The sequence below is a fragment of the Gracilibacillus oryzae genome, from assembly GCF_009498735.1.
GTDB classification, from domain to species: Bacteria; Bacillota; Bacilli; order Bacillales; family Amphibacillaceae; genus Gracilibacillus; species Gracilibacillus oryzae.
Genome location: NZ_ML762460.1, coordinates 1 through 22,513, shown reverse-complemented (window position 1 = coordinate 22,513; position 22,513 = coordinate 1). Strand labels below are relative to the sequence as shown.

The following is a 22,513-nucleotide window of genomic DNA, read 5'->3' as shown; positions in this document are numbered from 1 at the left end:
ATAGATCGACTATATTTGGACAACCAAGTGTTTCAAATTAATAAGCAAAAATTGTGTCATTCTACTTGACGGTCACACCTGTGTAGCCAAACCATTTTCACCAATTAAGTCTGCTAAAGCAACAAAACTGGTCAAGCTGAGATAAATTGTAATAGTAATTTTCTCTTCGGTAAAATTGCCAAGCGGTGAGCCATGAGTTACATTACTTAATAAACTGTAATATCTGAAGTATTTGTCTTTCTCACCTGCTTTTAAAGCAACAGAAGCAAAGTCTAATCCTGACCAACTTTTATTTGAATTGTTGTATTTATTAGTAAAGGTTTCCTTATTTTCTTCTATCTCTTTTATTTTCTCGCTAGTGTAAACCTTACTAACGAGGGAAACATCGCCTAATTTTTCCGCTAGATCTTTAGCATTTTTATATAACATATAAGGTTCTACTAAGCTTGCGTAATCCAAATATCTTGCTGCTAACTTAGCCCTTTCTTCTTCCGGAGCTCTCTGTATGTAGAGGATATTCAGGTAATCCTCAAAAATGGAACGGGTTAAAATGCCTACTTGAACATAAAGCTTCTTGGAGCATAATTCCATAGCCCCTGCATATTTGCCAAATAACCTCTCAAACAACCTTAACGACACCTTATCTACATCAGTTAATTCTTTCGATCGCTTTGTGTCAACTTTATCTTTTACATCAATCCAATTAAATCACTTTTCTGAATATAATATTCTATTTTTTCAGACATAAAAATCTCCTCTTCTTTTAATCTACTGATACTTCAATACAATATTTTACAGTATAAGAATAGTAGTATCAATTTTAAGCATATTACTCTGGTCTTAATTTAGAAAATGCTTACCTAATTAGGTCAAATTATATCGGATATAGATTCTCCTCTTTAGTTGTTACAAACATTTATAAACGTGGGTTTATACTTTTATATACACTCAAAACATCAACAAATTAACAGTGTATTATTGTTTATAATCGTATACCTTTACAATTCTCATTAAAAGAATAATAAATTTAATTTATTTTCAATTGACTTCAGCAGGTTGTATACTGTTTTCTAGCGACCAATATAGATTTTGTATTGTATGCTCCATTTAATTCTCTATCTGTTCTTCTATCCAATCATAAATAATTGTTCCATCCCCCACTATAATAATTGCTTGACTTTCATCACTAGGATTTATCACAACTAACTTATAACCGTCACCAAGATATTTTTGAACTGTTTCAGAAATTTTTCTAAAATTATTAATAATTCCATGCCAATATGACCAATCGTCCATATCACCTTCCAGCGTTTTATAAAGCCTTTGAGGAACTCTTTCTTGGATAGGGTCATATAAAAATACTTTTTCATCTTTGTTAAATGTTACCTCAAAAAATTCCATGTTTGAATTTAATCCGTTGAGAACCTCTTGTTCTAGGGTATCAATATTGTTATTAGAATTTTCGCTAGGGGAAGAACTTACATCAGCAGATTCAGATACGCTAACCTCTTCTATCTCTTCTGTTACAACTTCCTCTTTTTCCGTAACCTCTTCAACTTGCTCTTGATTGCTACAACCTGTAATTAAAGTCAAAACAAAAACAAACACAATCACTAACAATTTTTTCAATTTTTATTTCCCCCTAATAACCATGATAAACTGTAGATTGGGTTTTAAGAAGGTTGTAAACTGTTTTAATAAACCTAACATTAAACCACCTACACTTACACCTATAATCTCACCCCTCTATTATTTAATAATTTTTTTTATTCATTTTTACTTCTACATATTAGCAAAAATTACCTAATCATAATATACCATAATTATTATTATAATTTTAAACTATTATAAATTTTCATACGGAAAATTATGTCTATAGACTGGATTTTATTACTTTTCATACGGCTTATTTATTTAACATTGTGTGGGAATATTGCACTTAAAAATCAATTAATCTATAAAATTCTCCTTTTATACAACTAAAACCCCGTATAATAGGGGTTTTAGAAAATAATTTTATGTTTTTGTATTCGAAATGCTCGATTAGCATTATGTTTCCCAATTTGGGTTTATGTTTCTACGTTTTAACCTAGTGCTAATCGAAAATTTCAATTTCTAAATTCTACTAACACTGAGGCAACGGGACGGTTCTGTTGTTTCTGAAGCAGTAGAACCATCCCCATGCACCAGAACCATTCCAACCAAATAAGAATTATTTCCGGGATATTTTATAGTATATTTATAAATTTTTTGAAGCGATTTCTGTTAGTTATTTATTTTATTTGTCTCACTTTCACAAAGTAGCTGGTTATATTAGTTAAGTAATTTTCTTAACCAAGGAGGACGAAGTACTTGTTTTTAACATTTTTAACACCTCTACAACAAACTATTTGTAAATATTATGAAAGAAATAATAGCCGACAAGTGAAGTCACTTCACAGGTCGGCTATAAAAGAAACAATACAAGTGAGTAATGAAAGCAAGAAAGATAATTATTCCATTACCACATCAAATACAAATGGTTCTATTTCTAACTCCCAGTTATCTGAATAACCTTCTGAATGAAATTTAAGAGAAGTTGTTTCTGGATCGATGGATGGAAAAGTGATGACACCTTCTGATTCTACGTCTGCTAAGATATTTGATTGAACTTCTGACAGACCTGATTCATAGGTGTACTCTGGCTCTAGTTGCTGGTTTTCTACTATAAGCTTTGTAGAATGCGAGAAGTAAGAAATGGAATCATCCGTATTATTAGATACTTTCACATATACTCTTGTCTGGTTTTCAGCTAATTCTATTTTTTGTAACGCTACTACATAGCCATGTTGATCGATTTCTTGATCGATTTCTACTGTTTCTATAGTTGGAGAAACGGCTGTGATATAATCTACCACATCAATTGAAGTTGCTTCTATCATAGGTGCTGCAATAGAGCCCCCTACTAGGTTTTCTCCATCATATTGATCTCGAACAATTCCTTTTACCATGATGTAATCTTCTGACTCGACAGCTAGATCTGGATCAGCTATAAATATAATTGTATTTTGCTCGTAATTAGCAGGATCAGCATAGGCCTGTATATAGGTACCATCTTCATCTCTTTCTGGCTTTACAAAGACTTGTGCTGTATATTCTACTTCATAATCTTGATACGAGCGTGGATCGGAATACATTTTATCGAAATCTTCTTCAGCTACTACACCCTTTACATTTTCTTCTTTAGCATTTCCATTGGCTGACTCTGATGTTGTTACACCGGTTTCTTCACAAGCTATTAGCAACATAGAAATCGCGATTAACACAAATAAATATTTTTTCATTGATATCGCTCTCCTTCATTTTTTTACTACTTCATCTCTAAAACTTTAAAAAGTGAAGCGGATCCTTTCTTACTCACTAGATTAATCTTATCGGTTATATAGGTAACATAAACGTCAGTTGGATCACATTTTTAATTCTATTCTAATTTAATTTGTCATCATGTGTCTCTGCCATCGTAAACTATTACCCTCTTACCAGTCACTCATTAAATAATGTCAATAAGCCTGTATACCAAACTTCAATAATTTCTTAGGTAAAATATCATCTAAGTTCTGAATATCAGCATCTTTTAGCTGAATCAGATTAAAATCATACTTATCATAAATTCCTAATTTTTCTTGTTTTCTTGCCTGATATTTCGGATTATCCTCTAATCCCCAATACTCTATATACACTCTACCCACTGGTAAATAAAAGTCAGTATATACATCCTCTTCAATTGGTAATTTACGCTCATAAGCATGTACAATTCCTGACATGTATAACCAATTATCAATTAACATTTCAGCTCTAGATCGTACGTAATGACCATCTGCTGCTCTGTGATTAGCCTCATATTTTTGCCTGAAACCAACCGAACTCTTTGTATCTTCCTCTTCTTTTGATTCTGTATCTTTTCCAGCTATTTCATTCATCGTTTCTACTAATCTTTTATTCTGTAAAATACTTTTAGGCCAATTTACATACGGAATTCCCGTTCTTTCATATTCACATTGTTTCCCGCCTATACTTTTGCCAAGAGTTGTCATAGTCCATCCTTTAATAGATTTCTCCACAAATCCAAGCTCTGACAAAATAGGATTTATTTTAAATTTAGATACTTCAAAGTGTTTACTTAATGCCGTTGCATTTATAAATACATCATCGTTTTCATTTATCTTTTTAAATATGTTATTATTTTTAATATTTTCATTCCATGCTATGTATTCACCTATCTTAGGATGTTTCTTTTTCGTCCCTACTTTCTCCCCTTTATCTGTCAGAACCCAGTTGTCATCTACTCTTTTAACTAAATCATTATCAAGAAGGATTTGAAATACCTGCTTTACATTCATTTTCAACTCTTTCGAAAGCGCTGTAGTTGATAAATATTTTGATTTTTGAGACGTACTCATGATAGATTTTCTCCTTTATGCAGTTTTTAAATTGATATTTAATACATAAAAATCATTACGCACTCTTATTATATTTAATCATCCAATCTATTAATTCTGAACGGTTAATTAATCTAACGTGATTTGAACTTGCTAATTTAATAGCCTGATTGGTAAAAAAACTATTAGTAATGACCCAGCATTCATCCGCTTTATAATACTTTTGAGCAGATACTATTTCCTGAACAGCTCGAACTCCAACATTTTTCTTATATCGTTTTGCTTGGACAACAATTTTTTTATTATTAGTCAACAAAATAAGATCTGCGCCATAATCTCCTGTTTTTGGAGTTAATTTAACTTTATAACCTCTACCTTTTAACAATACAAGTAAGTATTCTTCGAATTTGTTACCTGACATTTCATCAATATCATTAATATCTGATCTTTTAAGTCTAGATTCTCTTACTATGTCTATAATAATTCCATAAGCTCCAAAAAATGCAATAAATAGAATAATGATAAATGTAAGCAAAGGATCAGCAGTGAGTATTGACCACAATAAATCATTTCCTATTTTGAAGCCGCCGAATATATTCATACTTATTATCCTCCCAATGCTGGAGACCTTTTTAATGTGATAAATCACAATTAAAACTAAAACACTAAGACTAATATACCACTTTTTTATAATGCTATCTACCTATTTTAGGTAATTACTCTTTTATATTCCATATATCAATAATACATTAGATATAACACCAAGTATGATGATCCTTTAGCATGCTCAAAAAAAAGACCTACCTCGTTTATGAGTTAGATTTTTGCCTTTTCATTTATCACCATTCATGCTCATTACACATAAGTCATCATTTATTTTAATAACTATTATGACAAACAATTTAAGTATATAGTAGTAATCTTTTTCATATTGTTCCTCGTCATTAGTATTTGTTCCATGTAAATATTTATTTCTGATATCATGCCCATTTGTGAATTTTGATTTATTGAGGTAATAATCAATATAATCTTGATCATTTCTTGTAAACAGACTGCTATCAAAGCAAACCAGATTTTGTTTGCTTAATTTTTCTATTTATATTTTTATTTCACTCGTTATAACTAAAAGAGATTTTATAGCTTAAGTCATCATTTAATCGTTATTTTTTCTCCGTCTTACAATAAAGAATATACTAGCACCAGCTGCCATTATTAGTAGTCCGATAGCAAGTAAGTTGAATTGATTTGTAGCTGTTTCCGGAAGATCGTTCTCAGTGTTTGTTTGTTCATTATTTCCTAAATCTCCTCCGTCTCCTGGATTGTTAAAGAGTGATTGAACATCCTCCGTTGTAAGGACTAGTCCATCATAAACGCGTAATTCGTCCATTAAACCTTTAAATGGCATATCCCAGAAGTTTACACCTAATCCAAATTGTGCATTAGACGCAGTGAAAATATTTGGGAAATTCCCCTGTGAAAATTCTTCTTGCCCGTTGATGTATATCTTTGCTTCCCCCTGGTCTACCGTAAAAGTAAAATGCGTCCATTCTTCTGTAGGTATCATAAAATCCAAATTGGCATCATACCAATCCGAGCCATTATATGACCACACTCGGCTTACGCCATCTGCGTTTGGTACTAGACTGATCCAATTGTTTTCTGTTCTAGTACCAAAAAACGTTGTAGTAAATTGGGTGATTTCTTCCGGCTTCATCCATAATGAAATAGAATACTTATCACTGGTAATTAAACCATCTGCTAATCTTATACCTGATTCGCCATCAAATTGTGCAGCTTTTCCTGCTATACCTTCAGCAAAGGTGATGTTTCCACCAGTGTTATTCAATCTGTCCCCGGTAATGGTTGCATCCTCTTGATTTCCCGACTGATCGGATAAACTATCATTGAAATCATAATAGGCAGATAAACCACCTTCTTGTTGGGTAGGGACTGTTACCGTAATGCTAACAGCCTCTGTCACATCACCTAGTGTAATGGTTGCTGTTAATTCAACTTCAACATCCCCAATAATAGCTGAAGCTCTATCCACAACTCCACCAGAGGAAATAACTTCTGGATGAGAAGACTCCCAGGATATTTCTGCTCCCTGTGTCGCTAACGTTGGTAACGATATATTTGAAATAACATTTGCAGGAATTGCATCTGATAGTTCTTGTTTAATACCCTCAACTATTTCCTGATTTGATTTACTCTCCGTCTTACTTCCCCAGATTACAACACCATTATCAGACATTGCACTAAATGTCATGACCCAACTGCCTAATGTGGGTTCGTACTGACGAATAAATACACCATCATACGTCTCTTCTTCCACTGTTATTTCTGCACGGTAATCATCATAAAGCTCCCAATTACCTGAAACAGCACCGGTAATTTACCATCAGCATTTAATGCGATCCACGTTGATTCTGTTAATTCACCAGTTATTTCTTTTCCATGGTTAATATATTTGTAATTACCTATTACATCATCTTCCTGTACTTCTTCAATGGTTTCACCCGCATAATGATATGGTGTCATAACCGGCCATTGTTCACTATTTTTAAACGCTTGGTGCACACGAACCTGGTGCATTTCACCTTGTTGCGGGAAACGAGTATGTGTCACAATAAATTCTTTTCCATCCTCTTCTATATAAGAACTATGACCGGGCGCCATATAACCAGTTCCAATTCCTGTCCCCTCTTCTCCCAAATCTCTTTTAAAGAGGAAATTTCCTAGCATTTTATTCCCGATTTCTTTATGATCATCATTACCTGGAAAATTACCTACTCCCAAATCAAAGCTATCGGGATATACAGCATCATTTCCTGCAGCATCAACATAAGGTCCTTCTATATTTTCTGATCTAAACTGTCGGATTTGATACCCGCCATCAGATGCAAGTCCACCATAAGTAAGATAAAGGAAGTAATAACCGGATTCTTGCTCGTAAACAGCATAAGTACCTTCAACCGATCTACCATATCCTCCTCCAATTTTCGTACCAAAATATTTGTCAATAATCCTACCATCTGCAGTTTCCCCATCTTCTCCTGGATAAATTGGTGTACCTGTTTCTTTATCCAATTCTAAAAGGAAAGTCCCTCCAGACCAAGAACCATACGTCATCCATAAATCGCCATTTTCGTCATAAAGAATATTAGGATCAATTGCGTTGGTAACTAATTTATTATTAAAATTACCATCACTAGTAAACCAATCCGGATTTGGGGCGTCGAAAACGCCTTCATCAATAAGATCAGCAATATTCGTATTTTCCCAATGTTTATTCACATCACTGTTATCGTCATATGCTTCCTGATTTGTAAAACCAGAGTACATAATTGTGTCGGTATACTCATAAGGCCCTTCTATATCCTTTGATACAGCAATACCTATTGCAGAGCGTATATATGTTGATGAAGCGCTGTAATAAAGCATATAAGCACCTGTATCTCCATTTTCCCACTTATAATCATTATTCCAGAAAATATCAGGAGCCCATATAGAAAAACCGCCTCTACTGTCAACATCATTTTCTCCGGCCCATTCGAAAGACTCTGCAAGGTTTTCTGACAGATTTCCAAATATAGGGCTCAGGCGTTTGGTATTCTCTATCCACTATCGATCTCCAATTACTTAGATCATTTGATTTAGCAACAGCAATATGTGAACCAAACACATAATAACTGCCATCTTTCGCTTTAATTATAGATGGATCATGTACAGAAGCACGTTCAAAATCTAATGGTTCTGCATCAGTTTGTTCATTTCCCATAACCATAACCGGTATCATGAAAAGTAATACAAGACAAATGATTAACGTTTTTACAATTGAGTTTTTCATAATTTCTCTTCCCTTCTCACCAGTTCCATTGAAAGCGTGATCATTTTATAACGGTAAAATTTTTAAATTACTAAGTATTTTTCTGGATGTCTGTACTACCCTTAACATATCTTGTAGAATCTCAGAAATAGATTTCTCTTTCCTAAATATATTAAATAAGTATACCTATAACATCCTCTTCCTTTTAAGATTTGGTTTCAACCGCTTACATTGTTGGTGATTAATTGTTCTACTTAATTAGATTACTATAAATGTGTAGTATACTCAATATTATATATAAAAAGATAATATATTTGTTAATAATAATTGGGAAAATTGTGTTTACACCCCCTTAACAACTTTATAACCACATTTATCATTTACAATTTAGTTAATTAAAATGCAATTCGATTATTTTATAGTGGTAACTATTAAATATTTTTATTACTTAGAAACAGTAGAACAGTCCCCATGCATCATAATTTAATTTTCATAATGAGTAGCTGAAAGTTATATTAGCTTTTTTAAACTTGGTATATTCCTCAAAAACCTTGATACTACAGCATTTTAAAAGAAAAACAAAAGGAGCAAACGCTAATATATGGTATAATACATGATAGGTATTCATTCGACACTTTAACTTAAGGATAGGGTGGTTGGTGTTATCCCCGAAAGGGGGTGAGGCCATGACGACATTCCAGGCGTTAATGCTCATGATTTCGTTTTCGACGATGATCATCGCACTAATCGCAGTCGTTGTCGCTATTTTGAACGCAAAAAAATAGCCCCCCTGTTCGGCAAAATGGGGAAGGGCTATTTTATGATCACGAACTAGATAACACCAATCCCCTATTCAAAGAATGGGTATCTAGGGACCGCAGCACCAACTGCGGTCTTTTTTAATATACGTTTTCTTGTTATTCAGTATACCACGTTATCGCGAAAAATACTATGAAACCTATTATAACTTATAAAATCCCTTGATACAGAAAAATAATAAAAGCAAAAAAAGACTACCTCCTTTTATTAGGAAGTAGCCTTCTACTCACAAACTATTTATACATTAAACAGCTTCACAAAAGCGTGAGGGATGTGCAGGAATTCTCCTACATCATTCCACCCATACCGCCCATGCCACCCATATCTGGCATGCCGCCGCCTGCATTTTCTTCAGGAATGTCTGCTACTACTGCTTCAGTAGTTAAGAACATTGCTGATACAGATGCTGCGTTTTGAAGTGCTGAACGAGTTACTTTTGTTGGGTCAACGATACCAGCGTCGATCATGTTTACCCATTCGCCAGTTGCTGCGTTGAAACCAACGCCAACTTCTTCGTTTTTCAAACGTTCAACGATGATTGAACCTTCAAGTCCAGCATTTTCTGCGATTTGACGTACTGGAGCTTCTAATGCGCGAAGTACGATGTTTACACCAGTAGCTTCGTCGCCTTCCAATTTAAGATCAGCAACTTGGTTGTATACGTTAAGAAGTGCTGTACCACCACCGGATACGATACCTTCTTGAACCGCTGCACGAGTTGAGTTCAATGCATCTTCAATACGTAATTTGCGTTCTTTTAATTCTGTTTCAGTTGCAGCACCAACTTTTACTACTGCTACACCGCCAGAAAGTTTTGCAAGACGTTCTTGTAATTTTTCTTTATCGAATTCAGAAGTAGTTTCTTCTACCTGTGCACGGATTTGTGCAACACGAGCAGAGATATTTTCTGGGTTACCAGAACCTTCAACGATTGTTGTGTTTTCTTTTGTTACAACAACTTTAGAAGCACGGCCTAATTGTTCAACTGTTGCATTTTTAAGATCTAAACCAAGATCTTCAGTGATTACTTCTGCACCAGTTAATGTAGCGATATCTTCTAACATTGCTTTACGACGGTCACCGAAGCCAGGAGCTTTTACAGCAACTGCATTGAATGTACCGCGAAGTTTGTTCACTACTAATGTAGCAAGTGCTTCACCTTCTACATCTTCAGCGATTAATAGAAGTGGCTTACCTTGTTGTACTACTTGCTCAAGTACTGGTAATACTTCTTGAATATTATTGATTTTCTTATCTGTAATTAAGATATATGGATCATCAAGAACTGCTTCCATTTTATCCTGGTCTGTTACCATGTATGGTGAAGAGTAGCCACGGTCAAATTGCATACCTTCTACAACTTCAAGCTCTGTTGAGAATCCTTTAGACTCTTCAATTGTGATAACACCGTCGTTACCAACACGTTCCATAGCTTCAGCGATTAATTGACCAACTTCTTCGTCAGCAGAAGAAATTGCCGCAACTTGTGCAATGGACTCTTTGCTTTCGATTGGTTTAGATACTTTGCGAAGCTCTTCTGTTGCTACTTCAACCGCTTTTTCGATTCCGCGGCGAACGCCTACAGGGTTTGCACCAGAAGCTACGTTTTTCAATCCTTCCTGGATCAGTGCCTGCGCTAGAACTGTTGCAGTAGTTGTACCGTCCCCTGCTACATCATTTGTTTGAGAAGCTACTTCTGACACTAATTGAGCTCCCATGTTTTCAAATGCATCTTCCAGTTCGATTTCTTTTGCGATTGTTACACCATCATTTGTGATTAGTGGAGAACCATATTTTTTATCTAAAACAACGTTACGTCCTTTTGGTCCTAATGTTACTTTAACAGCATTTGCTAGTGTATCCACACCGCGAAGCATGGAGCGACGAGCATCTTCACTAAATTTAATTTCTTTTGCCATTATAGAAAACCTCCCTGAAAATAATATGTTATGTTATTTATTTAAATGGACTTCGTATGAACAATTAGCCTACGATCGCTAAGATGTCACTTTCACGAAGAATTAAGTATTCTTTACCTTCATATTTAACTTCTGTACCAGCAAATTTAGAGTAAATTACCGTTTCGCCTTCGTTTACTTCAAGTGCAATTTTCTCACCATTGTCTGCTACACGACCAGAACCAACAGCAACTACTCTTCCCTCTTGTGGTTTTTCTTTCGCAGAATCAGGAAGAACAATCCCACTCGCTGTTTTTTCTTCTTGCTCTACAACTTCAATAATGACACGATCACCTAATGGCTTTAGCATCGATAATAAACCTCCTTGATATCTACTTTAATATTTTTGTCGATTATTAGCACTCAAGACAGGGGAGTGCTAACACAATTATTATAATAATGAATCCGATTTTTTTTTGCAAGTATTAAGTATATAATTCCAGAAAAAATTTTTAAAGAATTACCTGCCACTCTCTATAGATAGTCTTATATTTCAAATTCATTCTTTTTTTGTGTTAAAATACGTATCATATAAAGAAAAATAAAATTAAGGGAGTCGTTCTACTTTGCCGAAAAAGTATATATATGTAATTGCCACATATGTGCTGATGCAGCTTTCAAGTTACTTGGTAATACCGCTTGAAAAGAATTTAGATATCGATCCGATCATTTTAACTGTTTCATGGAGTATTGCAACTTTTCTTATTGCATTAGCAGTATCTTGTTATCTGCTCAGGGATGAAATCCGCAGTTTCTTTCAATCAGAAGATAAAAGCATTGGACAAATTATCCTGTGGTCAGTGCTTGGATTCTTCCTTGTGATTATTGCACAAAATGTTTCCGGCCTTATCGAGCGGTACGTGTTTGGTGTAACTGCCTCGTCGGAAAATACCCGTGTCCTTGTGGAGGTAGCAAGACAAATACCAATATTTATTATCATAATCTCTGTACTTGGGCCAATTCTGGAAGAGCTTGTGTTCAGAAAAGCAATCTTTGGCTCCTTGCATAAGAGAATGAATTTCTTTTTTGCAGCGATTATTTCCGGGTTCCTTTTCGCTATATTGCATAATGATTTCAGTCATCTGCTCACATATATTGCAGCAGCAACTGTCTTCGCATTCATTTATGTAGAAACAAAACGCATTATTGTACCAATCATTGTTCATATGTCGATGAACACCATTGCGGTTATTGTTAACTTATCAATAGACCCAGAGGAACTGCAGAAAATGATGGAAGAGGTACAGTTGATATTATTTGGAGGCTTTTAAATCATGAGAATTTCACCACTTCCTTCTGCTTTCTTTTATTTCGCTTTAGGTGGATTGTTTACCTATATTGCGATTCAGTCAGTAGAAGACTCTGTGTTTAACTTTATTACAATCTTACTTGCATTTTTTGCAACTGTGGATTTTGTTGTCGGGATCCGGCTCATCAGCCTCCACTTCAAAATTAAAAAAGTGAAAAACAATAAGAAAAAATAGAATATGTGGAGAACATTTCACTTTTATAAAGAGAGTCCGAACTTTTTAACCATAGGCTTATGTCTCTGAAGTTTAGACTCTCTTTTCTATTTTGAATGCATTTACGAGCTGCTTCCCATGGAAACTTGCTCCGAATACCTTGGCACTCCGCTTTTACTTCTATCATGGCATTCGCTCACGCTCTGAATTCCTTGGCTCTCCACTTTTCCTTCCCTCATGGCATTCACTCACGCTCCGAATTCCTTGGCGCTCCGCTTTCCTTTCTCTCATGGCATTCACTCACGCTCTGAATACCTTAGCGTTCCACTTTCCCTTCTCTCATGGCATTCACACACGCTCTGAATTCCTTCTCGTTCCACTTTCCCTTCCCTCATGGCATTCACACACGCTCTGAATACCTTGGCGTTCCACTTTTCCTTCTATCATGGCATTCACTCACGCTCTGAATACCTTCGCGTTCCACTTTCCCTTCTCTCATGGCATTCACTCACGCTCCGAATACCTTGGCCTCCGCTTTCCCTTCTCTCATAGCATTCACACATGCCCCGAATATCTTATCTTTCACTTCTCTTCCCCAAAATCCATCAAAATCCATCAAAATCTATCTGGCATAAACACCATACTCACTTCAAAGGACAAAAAATGGATTCGTTCATCAAAATTGAGATCGAATCCATTTTTTATTGGCTGTTTACAACATGCCTTTTTTATTCTATTTCTTCCAGTGGATAATGTTTCATAAAATAAACCAAGGATTGAAGTTCCACAGCTAAGTCGATATGATGTACTCTTACATCATTTGGCACCGTAATTCTGGCAGGGGTAAAATTTAAGATTCCTTTTACTCCAGATTCGATAAGGCGATCGGCCATTGGCTGTGCTTCCGCAACAGGTACAGTTAATATCGCAACATGGATATCCCCTATTTGTTCTTCCAATTCATCAACATGGTATACCTGAATATTGCCAATCTTCTTGCCAACCTTTGATGGATCAGCATCGAAGGCTTTTTCAATCTTCGTATTATTATTTTTTGTGAAATTATAATTTAAAAACGCTGTTCCTAAATTTCCGACACCAATTAATACAACAGGTGTATTCTCATCCTGATCCAATGTCTTTCGGAAGAAACCGAGCAAATAATCGACATTGTATCCATAACCTTTTTTTCCTAAGGCTCCAAAATAAGAAAAGTCGCGTCTGATTGTGGCAGAGTCCACTTTCATTGCATTGCTCAGCTCTTTTGAAGAAACACGGTCTTTCCCTTGAATATGTAAATTGTTCAAAAAACGATAATATAAAGGCAAGCGTTTCGCTGTAGCTTGAGGTATTTTATTATAATTTACCATTATTCAATCCCCTTATTCTACTACTTTAGTTTAGTGAATGATAGTCCTTACATTTTATTCTAACAGAAATGAACAGAAAAGTCGTGAAATAATTCACTAATTCACAATCCAGCTGAAGCAATACCCTTCCGTATATTTATACCTTTATCGTGATGAAGTTAAACAAGACTACTTGCAGTTAAGCCGTTAAGTAGGATAAACTTACATCTATGAGGTGAACTAGTATGATTTATTTACAAGTGAACAATTTAACCAAGAGATTCGGCGCAGAGCTGATCTTGTCTAATATAAAACTCGAAATTAAGCAAAATGATCGAATCGCCATTGTCGGGCGGAATGGTGCTGGAAAATCGACATTATTAAAAATTATCTCCGGCCAATTGAGCTATGATGAAGGCGAAATTCATAAACCGAAAGAAGTAACATTAGGGTATCTGGCTCAGCATACTGGACTTGACTCCACTGAAACTATTTGGGATGAAATGCTGAAGATATTCGATCATTTTATTATAGAAGAAAAGAAACTGCGTCAAATGGAACAACAGATGGGTGATCCTGATCTAATCGAAAATCAGGAAAAATACCAGCAGTTATTATCCAATTATGACCTGAAACAGGAAGCATTTAAATCTGCCGGCGGCTATCAGTATGAAGCAGAAATAAAAGCAGTATTGAATGGGCTTGATTTTCCTGAATCCATGTGGCAAACATCGATTGCAACACTTAGCGGCGGGCAAAAAACAAGACTGGCATTAGGGAAGCTTTTGTTAACAAAACCTGATGTCCTGATTTTGGATGAGCCTACAAACCATTTGGATATTCAGACACTGACATGGTTGGAGAATTACATTAACGGCTATACGGGAGCAGTTGTGATTGTTTCCCATGACCGCTATTTCCTTGATAAGACGGTCAATCTTGTTTATGAGATTTCCCGTAATGAATCAACAAAGTATCATGGCAATTACAGCAAATATCTCGACCAGAAAGCTGCCAACTTTGACCGTGACCTGAAGCAATATGAAAAACAGCAAACAGAGATTAAGCGAATGGAAGAGTTTATTCAGAAAAACCTCGTCCGCGCTTCTACAACTAAACGTGCCCAAAGCAGACGAAAACAGTTAGAGAAAATGGAAGTTATGGATAAACCAATGGGGGATGAAGGTTCGGCGAAATTCTCTTTTTCCATTGAACGAAGAAGTGGGAATGATGTGCTGAAAATTAATGATCTCGCCTTTCAGTATGATCCTTCCGAGCCTTATATTTTTTCCAATTTGAATATGAATCTATCAATTGGGGAAAGCATGGCTCTTGTCGGGCCGAATGGTGTCGGGAAATCGACCCTGCTTAAAAATATTATCGGCCAATTGGATCCTGCTAAAGGGACGATTCAGCTTGGGGCTAATGTGCAAATTGGCTACTATGATCAGGAGCAAACATTGCTTCATGGAAAGAAAACCGTCCTGAACGAGTTATGGGACGAGTATCCTGTCATGAATGAAAAAGATATTCGCACCATTTTGGGTAACTTCCTGTTTAGTGGTGATGATGTATTACGGCCAGTGTCTGCCTTAAGTGGCGGAGAAAAAGCACGGCTGGCCTTGGCCAAACTGATGATGGAAAAAGCGAACTTTTTACTCCTTGATGAGCCTACCAACCACCTTGATCTGGACAGTAAAGAAATTCTGGAAGCAGCACTCATTGACTATCCGGGTACCATTTTATTTGTTTCACACGATCGTTATTTTATTAACAAATTAGCGACACAGGTTCTCGAAATGCAGGCAGACAGTACAACGGTTTATTTAGGTGATTATGATTATTACCTTGAGAAAAAGCAAGAGGAAGCTCAATTGAAAGAACTGCAAGAAACAAAAGTAAAAGAAGCAGCGAGACAACAAACAAAATCAGACTTTGAAAAAGAAAAAGAAATTAAAAAAGCCGAGCGAAAAAAACAGCGAAGAATTGAGGAAATTGAATCAGAAGTGGAACAACATGAGGAAGAGCTTGCTAACATTGAGGAGTTGTTATGTGATCCTGACATCTACCAGGACCATGAGAAATCACTGGAGCTGACGGAAAAAAGTGATCAGTTGAAAGTACAAGTTGAGAAGTTGATGGAAGAATGGGAAGAACTGCACGAATAAACTTTTTTAATCAGCTCAAGTATTTATCATCTTCTAAGCAAACAACAAAGCGGGTTACCTTAGGTAACTCGCTTTTTCACTATCCACATTTTTGTTCATAACTCATAGTTGGTGTGACAGGTTATCCATACACTTATCCCCACAATCCACAAAAAATCGCTTACTTATCCACAAAATTAACAATTTCTTAACATTGTTGTATCAGTATTTTATCAACTTATTCACTCCCCTGTTAATAAGTTGTGCATAAACAGGACTGCTTTTTATTATCAGTGTTTATTGCTGGTTTTTAACTTATAATATTAAAAATTTAATGTTTATTATTAATTTATTATTGAATAATTTTAAAAACGTAGTATGATAAAAGTAACAATATATGGAAGGAGTGTTGGTGATGAGTACTACCGAAATAAAAAGAATAAAAAGCAAGGTCAAAACAAATTCCAAATATGTAAGCCTTATCACTTGGATTGTGATGATTTACTTCGTATTTTCTGTTGTTATGTTAATAAGGGCTGCTTTCTTACCTGAGGAAGCATTTACCGCAACACCAGGATTAATTTTTTGGCAAATAACTATTCCTATAAACGCGGGTTTTTCCTTCAATATTAATATTCCAATGGAGGTTCTGCCAAATTATGAACCAGAAAGATTTCAGGCTAAAGCTGCATTTATCACCTATCATTCCATCTACCTGCTTACTTATACATCCGTACTTCTCTATGGAATCCGCCAATTAACTTATATTCTTTGGTCCATAACAGATGGGCATACACCTTTCACGATTAATAACTCTGTCCGTCTGAGAAATATTGCGTTTGCTGCTATTGGGAATGCATTATTAGCAGGACACATTGCTACTATATGTATCAGTATTTTTGTGACACAGATTTTTAGCATGAATATACTTAACATCAGTTTTTCCGGCTTAATCATCGGCTCATTACTCCTAGTTATTTCACAGATATTCCGTTATGGCGCCTATCTTCAGGAACAATATGATACAACATTGTGAGGACGTGAATCCATATGGCAATTATAATAAGATTAGACAGACTATTAGCTGAACGGAAAATGAAGTTGAATGATTTAGCAGAAAAAGTCGGCATCTCTCATGTGAACCTTTCCAATTTAAAAACAGGCAAAGTGAAGGCAATCCGTTTTTCAACATTGGAAGCGATATGTAAAACATTAGAATGTCAACCTGGAGATATACTAGAGTACACACCAGATGATTAAAAGAAAAAAGGGTTACGAATCATCAACTGATAAGTAACCCTTCCCTCTATTTATTTCTCTGAGCATAACGCTCAAGATCAAGACCAGGATTGGCATTCAAATCCCATCCTGCTCGATGTCCCTGATTATAAGCAACAGATCCCGCCGCTGCAATAATTGCCGCGTTGTCAGTACACAAGGAGATAGGCGGAAACATTAAAGCTGACGCTTCCCCAGCAAATTTTTCTTCCATTGCCTTTCTGAGGCCTTTATTTGCTGCCACTCCGCCTGCTACAATCACTTGTTTCACCCCATGATTTTTTGCAGCGCGATAGGTTTTCTCCACTAATACTTCCACAACACTTGCCTGAAAACTTGCAGCAATATCTTCTTGAAGGTATTGCTCCCCGCGTTGTTCGGCATTATGCAATGTGTTGATAACCGCTGACTTTAACCCGCTAAAGCTGAAATCATAGGAACCCTCTTCCAGCCATGCTCTTGGAAAATCAATGACAGACTGCCCATCTTGAGCTAACTGATCAATTTTCGGACCGCCCGGGTATGGAAGCTTTAATGTGCGTGCAACCTTGTCATATGCTTCCCCTGCCGCATCATCACGGGTTTCCCCAATGATCTGAAAGCTGCCATGTTCTTTCATGAGAATAAGCTCCGTATGGCCGCCTGAAACAACCAGTGCTAATAAAGGAAAGTCAAATTCCTGTACTAATCTGTTCGCGTAAATATGCCCGGCAATATGGTGTACACCAATTAACGGCTTATGATGGGCAAATGCCAGAGCCTTTGCCGTATTCACACCAACAAGCAGTGCACCGACAAGACCAGGCCCCTCTGTTACCGCAACTGCATCGATATCGTCCATCGTCAATTCTGCTTTTTCAAAGGTTTCTTCCAACACATGTGTGATTTGTTCGACATGATGCCTTGAAGCAATTTCTGGTACTACTCCGCCAAATCGTTTATGACTCTCAATTTGAGAGGCAACCACATTTGCCACAATCTCTCGCCCATCTTTTATTATTGCTGCAGCTGTTTCGTCACAGCTTGTCTCAATTCCTAATATATATTCACTCATAAATTCACCCACAATACTAAAGCATCTTCTTGATTGTCTGTATAATAATTTTTTCGAATTCCACCTGGAACAAGGCCAAATTTCTTGTACATCTTTTGTGCAGTCAGATTTGATACTCTTACTTCTAATGACAAATGCTTGATCCCATTGGCAATGGCATAATTTAATACATATTGAAAAAGTCCTTCACCATAGTGATTGCCCCTGTATGAAGGTGCAATCGCTATATTCGTTATTTGTGCTTCGTCCAGAATCATCCATGAACCGCAGTAACCGATTATTTCTTCATCCAGCGTTGCGACAAAATAACGGGCGAAATTATTTGTTTTTAATTCCTCTTGATAGATATCTTTTGGCCATGGCTTTGGAAAAGATAATGAATCAATTTCATATACCCGATCAATATCTGCTTCTGTCATTTGCCGAAATGCCAGATTACTCATTTCGCTTTCGTTCCTGTTCTTTTAGCCAGTTTGCTTCCGCCTCCACTAACCTTAAATAATTCGGCGTTATTTCATGAGTTAGTTCATGGTCTCTGTCTGCAGCTAATGAAGCCAGTATTCCTGCTTTCGGGAGATGAAATTGATCAACAGACGGAAATACAGCTTTTTCCCCTAAGATTGAGACAATCATCGAACGGTGCAGTTCTACATCCTGGCTTAAGAATAAAATGGACTCCTCCATTTCATTCAGCTGTCCTAACCATGCTTCAAAAGAAATATTTTGCTCTTCTTTTCTTACAGCTAAATGGCTGTCAGTTTGTTCATACAATCCTGTATAAACTAACCCGCGCCTTGCATCAAAAAACGGACAAATATACTTCGCAAAACCGAAACCATTATAAGCAACAAGCTCAAGACTGGACAGTGCAACAATCGGTATATTCAGTGTCCAGGCCATTGTTTTGGCAGTAGACAGGCCGATTCTTACACCTGTATAAGATCCAGGCCCTTTCGCAACAGCAATTCTGTCTAATTGATCTGGTTTCATATCTGTTTCTTTCATAATATGATCAATTGCTGGCATGAGTCCGATAGAATGATTGCGTTTCATGTTTGTCGTATATTCAGCCAGCACTTGACCATCCTTGTAGATAGCGACACCCATTACTTGATTGGATGTATCAATTGCTAAAATATTCATCTATATAACTCCTTACAAATAAACTCATAATGCTCTCCGGTTGGTGTCATCGCAATTTCTCTAGTATATTCGTCTTTTCTTCTTATTTCAATAGCCAGCCGTTCATTTGGCAGAAAATCCTCAATAAATGATGCCCACTCCACTACAGTGACACCATCCCCTTGAAAATATTCATCAAATCCGATGTCTTCATCACTTTCCTCTAAGCGGTAGACATCCATATGATAAAACGGGATTTCTCCCATATATTCTTTTATAATCGTAAAGGTAGGACTGTTAATTGTCCGTCTCACGCCAAGTCCTGCTCCCAAGCCTTTCGTGAAGGTTGTTTTCCCTGCACCCAGGTCGCCTTCCAATGTGATGACATCACCTGGTCTTACTAACAATTCCAGCTTTTCCGCAAATTTTTTTGTTTCTTCTTCTGTTTGTGTCTGAAAAAAATATTGCTTCATAATTAATCACCCTTTTAGATGAGTATAGCCAGACTTCTCCAGTCGCTTATACTGATTATCATGGTAAATCCATGCTGTTCCGTTTTTGCTTGTTCTATCTTTTACTGTCCCAATTTTTGTTACAGGTGTATTTGTATGTTTCGCAGCTTTTTCAAGTATATCCCACTCCTCTTCAGAAATGGTGCCAATCAGTTCAAAGTCTTCGCCACCAGATAACGCCCAATTTATCCGCTGCTGTTCAGAAAAATCGTTCAGCTTATCCTGCATCGGTATTTTGTTATAATCTATTTCTAATAAAAGCTTGGAAGCTGCGGCAATTTCATTTGCCTCATTTGCAATCCCGTCACTTACATCATTTAAGGCCATCCGCTTTATACCTTGACAGGCCTCTACAAATGCAATTCTTGGCATCGGCTGCTGATGCCTGTCGACAAAGTATTGATAGTGCTCAGAGTCCTTTTCCTGAAGTAAAATATGCAAGCCGCAAGCTGAATCCCCCAAGGTACCTGTTACAAAGACAACATCACCTTTCTTAGCTTGACTTCTGTACCTTGCCTTGTCTTTTTGCACGGCGCCAATTACGGTAATGGAAAGAGTCAACGCCGTTCCTGAGACAGTATCTCCTCCAATAAGGTCCATATGAAAAGTTTGGGCAAGTGCCATCATTCCCCGATAGATTTCCTGAATTTGATCATCCGTCCATCGTTCAGGAATGACAATCGATACAAGATAAGCAGTTGCCGTTCCGCCCATTGCGGCAATATCACTGATATTAGCTGCCAATGCCCGATAACCGATATGGTATGGTGTTGTCGTTTTTTCCGAGAAATGAACAGACTCAACCATTGTGTCCATCGTCATAATGGTGTCAACCTGCTGATGACGAATAATAGCAGCATCATCACCAATCCCTTTTACAATACTTGGCTGACGGTAATATTTTGGTGTAATTGACTGGATAAACTTAAATTCTTCCATATTATCCCCTTTTATTGATTTAATTGCTATAATCATATCATAGCAAAAGTTCGGATGATTTTGAAAGATTTACTCGTTTTGCAAATTGGAATTTATGATAAGATAAAGGTATGCAGTGACTTTCATATGAAGGAGCAAGGTTATGAAAAAAGTGATGGTTGTAGGTGCAAGTGGCAGATTGGGCAAATTAATATGTGAACAAGTGTTAAGAATCTTTGATAAGACTGCTCAGTTAGTCATTACTGATTATAATGAAATGCGAGGAAAACAGCTGCAAAAATCGTTTAAAAACAAAGTGGAATTTAAGCTCTTAAATATCAATGATCATCAGACTGTCGAAAAAGTGATTGATAACATAGATGTTGTTATCATAGCAATCCAGCAGAAAGAGCCTCATATTCAGAAGGTTTGCATTAACCGTGAAATATTGTGTGTTGATGTAACTACATCCCCTAATCTAGTCGACCAGATCCTGCTGTTAAACGAGCAAGCAAAGGCTCATCGTGTGCCATCAATAGTAATGGCTGGTTTTCTCCCAGGTCTGTCTGGTTTGTTAGCTAAGAAAGCAATAACATCCTTTGATAAAATTGAATATATCCATATTAGTTTAATACAAAGCAGCAATGCTAATGTAGGCATAACAGGTGCATTAGATATGTTACAGTTAATCTCCATGCCTGTTATTTACGATGGGGAAACAATCCATGGATTTAAGGAGAAGAAGACGATAGACATATTAAATAATAAGCATACTGTTCGTCTTATTCATCACCCTGAGTATAATTACATATCTCCAAAACTTGCTGTTCCTGACATTCAATACTGGACAAGTTGGAATGATCCTATATTCAATTTAAAAGTATTATTTATTTTAAAAGCAAACATCCTCCCATTGCTAAATAAATATCCATCTATCTTTAGCAAACTGATCAAACATGACCCATCTCAACATGAAGAGGTTTCTTTAATAATCGAAGCAAAAGGCATGCACATAAATAAACCAGTCACCAGAACTTTGCGCTTGTCTGCATTTTCCGATTATGGGATTACTGCAATGGTTACAGCAGCGTTAGCAAAAGTATTGCTTTTCAATAAAATAAATGGTGGGATTTATTTTCCTTTTGAAGTTACGACCTTTGAAGAAATTATGAAAATGATTGATTGTGAGAAAGTTAGATTAGAAGAATTAGAGTATGATGAGAAATAGAAATGTGAGGTAAGTGTTATCATTTTGGAGTATTAATATTTTACATAATAAAAAAAACCTTAAGTCATTTCTCAAGGTTTGTTAGTCATATAATGGCGGTCCGGACGGGACTCGAACCCGCGACCTCCTGCGTGACAGGCAGGCATTCTAACCAACTGAACTACCGGACCAATATAAGTTTTAATTCACGATTGTTATCTAACAAAGACGCTGTTTCAACGTAGTGAGATAAGTTTGGTTGCGGGGGCAGGATTTGAACCTACGACCTTCGGGTTATGAGCCCGACGAGCTACCAGACTGCTCCACCCCGCGATAATAAAAATATTATATGTGCCTGGCAACGTCCTACTCTTGCAGGGGCAAGGCCCCAACTACCATGGGCGCTGAAGAGCTTAACTACTGTGTTCGGCATGGGAAC

The 22,513-nt window shown here is 36.5% G+C and carries 22 protein-coding genes, 2 tRNA genes, 1 rRNA gene and 1 pseudogene; 7 read left to right on the top strand and 19 right to left on the bottom strand.

Going from position 1 to position 22,513, the window contains the following annotated elements; all coding sequences use genetic code 11:
- Nucleotides 1-72 precede the first annotated feature (72 nt).
- The 8 genes and pseudogenes from F9U64_RS21920 to F9U64_RS23290 form a co-directional block, all read right to left on the bottom strand.
- A complete protein-coding gene (locus F9U64_RS21920; RefSeq protein WP_228275851.1) occupies nt 73-639 on the bottom strand; it encodes a DUF5677 domain-containing protein in 567 nt (188 codons plus the stop codon).
- 468 nt (nt 640-1,107) lie between these two features.
- Nucleotides 1,108-1,629, bottom strand: a complete 522-nt coding sequence (locus F9U64_RS21915; RefSeq protein WP_153407027.1) for a hypothetical protein — start codon at nt 1,627-1,629, stop codon at nt 1,108-1,110.
- Nucleotides 1,630-2,492: 863 nt separating this feature from the next.
- Nucleotides 2,493-3,323: a DUF4352 domain-containing protein gene (locus tag F9U64_RS21910; protein WP_153407026.1), complete on the bottom strand. Its 831-nt coding sequence runs from the start codon at nt 3,321-3,323 to the stop codon at nt 2,493-2,495.
- 216 nt (nt 3,324-3,539) lie between these two features.
- Nucleotides 3,540-4,439 carry a glycerol kinase gene (locus F9U64_RS21905; RefSeq protein ID WP_153407025.1) on the bottom strand — a complete coding sequence of 300 codons (900 nt, stop codon included), beginning with the start codon at nt 4,437-4,439 and terminating at the stop codon, nt 3,540-3,542.
- Between the two features lie 55 nt (nt 4,440-4,494).
- Entirely contained in the window at nt 4,495-5,019 is a 525-nt protein-coding gene (locus tag F9U64_RS21900) for a restriction endonuclease (RefSeq protein WP_228275850.1), read from the bottom strand.
- 552 nt (nt 5,020-5,571) lie between these two features.
- Nucleotides 5,572-6,672 carry a LamG-like jellyroll fold domain-containing protein gene (locus tag F9U64_RS23300; protein WP_323125863.1) on the bottom strand — a complete coding sequence of 367 codons (1,101 nt, stop codon included), beginning with the start codon at nt 6,670-6,672 and terminating at the stop codon, nt 5,572-5,574.
- Between the two features lie 30 nt (nt 6,673-6,702).
- Nucleotides 6,703-7,763, bottom strand: a pseudogene (locus F9U64_RS23295) (glycoside hydrolase family 43 protein); the annotation flags it as partial.
- A 190-nt stretch (nt 7,764-7,953) separates the two neighbouring features.
- On the bottom strand, nt 7,954-8,268 hold the full coding sequence (locus F9U64_RS23290) for a hypothetical protein (RefSeq protein ID WP_228275849.1): 315 nt from the start codon (nt 8,266-8,268) through the stop codon (nt 7,954-7,956).
- Between the two features lie 665 nt (nt 8,269-8,933).
- On the opposite strand from F9U64_RS23290, the gene F9U64_RS23285 reads away from it, so the two are divergent.
- Nucleotides 8,934-9,032 carry a putative holin-like toxin gene (locus tag F9U64_RS23285; RefSeq protein WP_228275848.1) on the top strand — a complete coding sequence of 33 codons (99 nt, stop codon included), beginning with the start codon at nt 8,934-8,936 and terminating at the stop codon, nt 9,030-9,032.
- Between the two features lie 321 nt (nt 9,033-9,353).
- Here the strand turns inward: F9U64_RS23285 and groL are convergent, their stop codons facing one another.
- On the bottom strand, nt 9,354-10,985 hold the full coding sequence (gene groL, locus F9U64_RS21890; RefSeq protein WP_153407024.1) for a chaperonin GroEL: 1,632 nt from the start codon (nt 10,983-10,985) through the stop codon (nt 9,354-9,356).
- Between the two features lie 64 nt (nt 10,986-11,049).
- Nucleotides 11,050-11,334 (bottom strand): co-chaperone GroES, encoded by a 285-nt coding sequence (gene groES, locus F9U64_RS21885; RefSeq protein WP_153407023.1) that lies wholly within the window; start codon nt 11,332-11,334, stop codon nt 11,050-11,052.
- A gap of 256 nt (nt 11,335-11,590) precedes the next feature.
- On the opposite strand from groES, the gene F9U64_RS21880 reads away from it, so the two are divergent.
- Entirely contained in the window at nt 11,591-12,295 is a 705-nt protein-coding gene (locus tag F9U64_RS21880) for a CPBP family intramembrane glutamic endopeptidase (RefSeq protein ID WP_153407022.1), read from the top strand.
- 3 nt (nt 12,296-12,298) lie between these two features.
- Nucleotides 12,299-12,508, top strand: a complete 210-nt coding sequence (locus tag F9U64_RS21875) for a YdiK family protein (protein WP_194287472.1) — start codon at nt 12,299-12,301, stop codon at nt 12,506-12,508.
- Nucleotides 12,509-13,215: 707 nt separating this feature from the next.
- Here the strand turns inward: F9U64_RS21875 and F9U64_RS21870 are convergent.
- Nucleotides 13,216-13,857, bottom strand: a complete 642-nt coding sequence (locus F9U64_RS21870; protein ID WP_153407020.1) for a redox-sensing transcriptional repressor Rex — start codon at nt 13,855-13,857, stop codon at nt 13,216-13,218.
- 224 nt (nt 13,858-14,081) lie between these two features.
- Between F9U64_RS21870 and F9U64_RS21865 the strand changes: the two genes are divergently transcribed.
- From F9U64_RS21865 to F9U64_RS21855, 3 genes are all read left to right on the top strand, one after another.
- Complete coding sequence (locus F9U64_RS21865) at nt 14,082-16,004, top strand: ABC-F family ATP-binding cassette domain-containing protein (RefSeq protein ID WP_153407019.1); 1,923 nt, start codon at nt 14,082-14,084, stop codon at nt 16,002-16,004.
- A gap of 394 nt (nt 16,005-16,398) precedes the next feature.
- On the top strand, nt 16,399-17,019 hold the full coding sequence (locus F9U64_RS21860; RefSeq protein ID WP_194287471.1) for a DUF2975 domain-containing protein: 621 nt from the start codon (nt 16,399-16,401) through the stop codon (nt 17,017-17,019).
- Nucleotides 17,020-17,033: 14 nt separating this feature from the next.
- Nucleotides 17,034-17,243, top strand: a complete 210-nt coding sequence (locus tag F9U64_RS21855; RefSeq protein WP_153407017.1) for a helix-turn-helix domain-containing protein — start codon at nt 17,034-17,036, stop codon at nt 17,241-17,243.
- Nucleotides 17,244-17,289: 46 nt separating this feature from the next.
- On the opposite strand, the gene tsaD is transcribed toward F9U64_RS21855, so the two are convergent.
- Genes tsaD through thiL form a run of 5 tightly spaced genes read right to left on the bottom strand, consistent with a single transcriptional unit; the run spans nt 17,290 to nt 20,888 of the window.
- The gene (gene tsaD / locus F9U64_RS21850) at nt 17,290-18,315 is read right to left on the bottom strand and encodes a tRNA (adenosine(37)-N6)-threonylcarbamoyltransferase complex transferase subunit TsaD (protein WP_153407016.1); all 1,026 of its coding nucleotides are present in this window, start codon (nt 18,313-18,315) and stop codon (nt 17,290-17,292) included.
- Nucleotides 18,312-18,758 carry a ribosomal protein S18-alanine N-acetyltransferase gene (gene rimI / locus F9U64_RS21845; protein ID WP_153407015.1) on the bottom strand — a complete coding sequence of 149 codons (447 nt, stop codon included), beginning with the start codon at nt 18,756-18,758 and terminating at the stop codon, nt 18,312-18,314. The genes tsaD and rimI overlap by 4 nt, the downstream gene beginning before the upstream one ends.
- Nucleotides 18,751-19,458 (bottom strand): tRNA (adenosine(37)-N6)-threonylcarbamoyltransferase complex dimerization subunit type 1 TsaB, encoded by a 708-nt coding sequence (tsaB, locus tag F9U64_RS21840; RefSeq protein ID WP_153407014.1) that lies wholly within the window; start codon nt 19,456-19,458, stop codon nt 18,751-18,753. Before tsaB ends, rimI begins: the two co-directional genes overlap by 8 nt.
- Complete coding sequence (tsaE, locus tag F9U64_RS21835) at nt 19,455-19,910, bottom strand: tRNA (adenosine(37)-N6)-threonylcarbamoyltransferase complex ATPase subunit type 1 TsaE (protein WP_153407013.1); 456 nt, start codon at nt 19,908-19,910, stop codon at nt 19,455-19,457. Before tsaE ends, tsaB begins: the two co-directional genes overlap by 4 nt.
- Before the next feature lie 6 nt (nt 19,911-19,916).
- Nucleotides 19,917-20,888 carry a thiamine-phosphate kinase gene (gene thiL, locus F9U64_RS21830; protein WP_153407012.1) on the bottom strand — a complete coding sequence of 324 codons (972 nt, stop codon included), beginning with the start codon at nt 20,886-20,888 and terminating at the stop codon, nt 19,917-19,919.
- A gap of 142 nt (nt 20,889-21,030) precedes the next feature.
- On the opposite strand from thiL, the gene F9U64_RS21825 reads away from it, so the two are divergent.
- The gene (locus tag F9U64_RS21825) at nt 21,031-22,095 is read left to right on the top strand and encodes a saccharopine dehydrogenase NADP-binding domain-containing protein (protein ID WP_153407011.1); all 1,065 of its coding nucleotides are present in this window, start codon (nt 21,031-21,033) and stop codon (nt 22,093-22,095) included.
- A 93-nt stretch (nt 22,096-22,188) separates the two neighbouring features.
- Here F9U64_RS21825 and F9U64_RS21820 read toward each other — a convergent pair.
- From F9U64_RS21820 to rrf, 3 genes are all read right to left on the bottom strand, one after another.
- Nucleotides 22,189-22,265: transfer RNA gene (locus F9U64_RS21820), tRNA-Asp, on the bottom strand.
- Between the two features lie 65 nt (nt 22,266-22,330).
- Nucleotides 22,331-22,407, bottom strand: a tRNA-Met gene (locus F9U64_RS21815).
- Between the two features lie 20 nt (nt 22,408-22,427).
- A 5S ribosomal RNA gene (rrf, locus tag F9U64_RS23660) occupies nt 22,428-22,513 on the bottom strand; the annotation flags it as partial.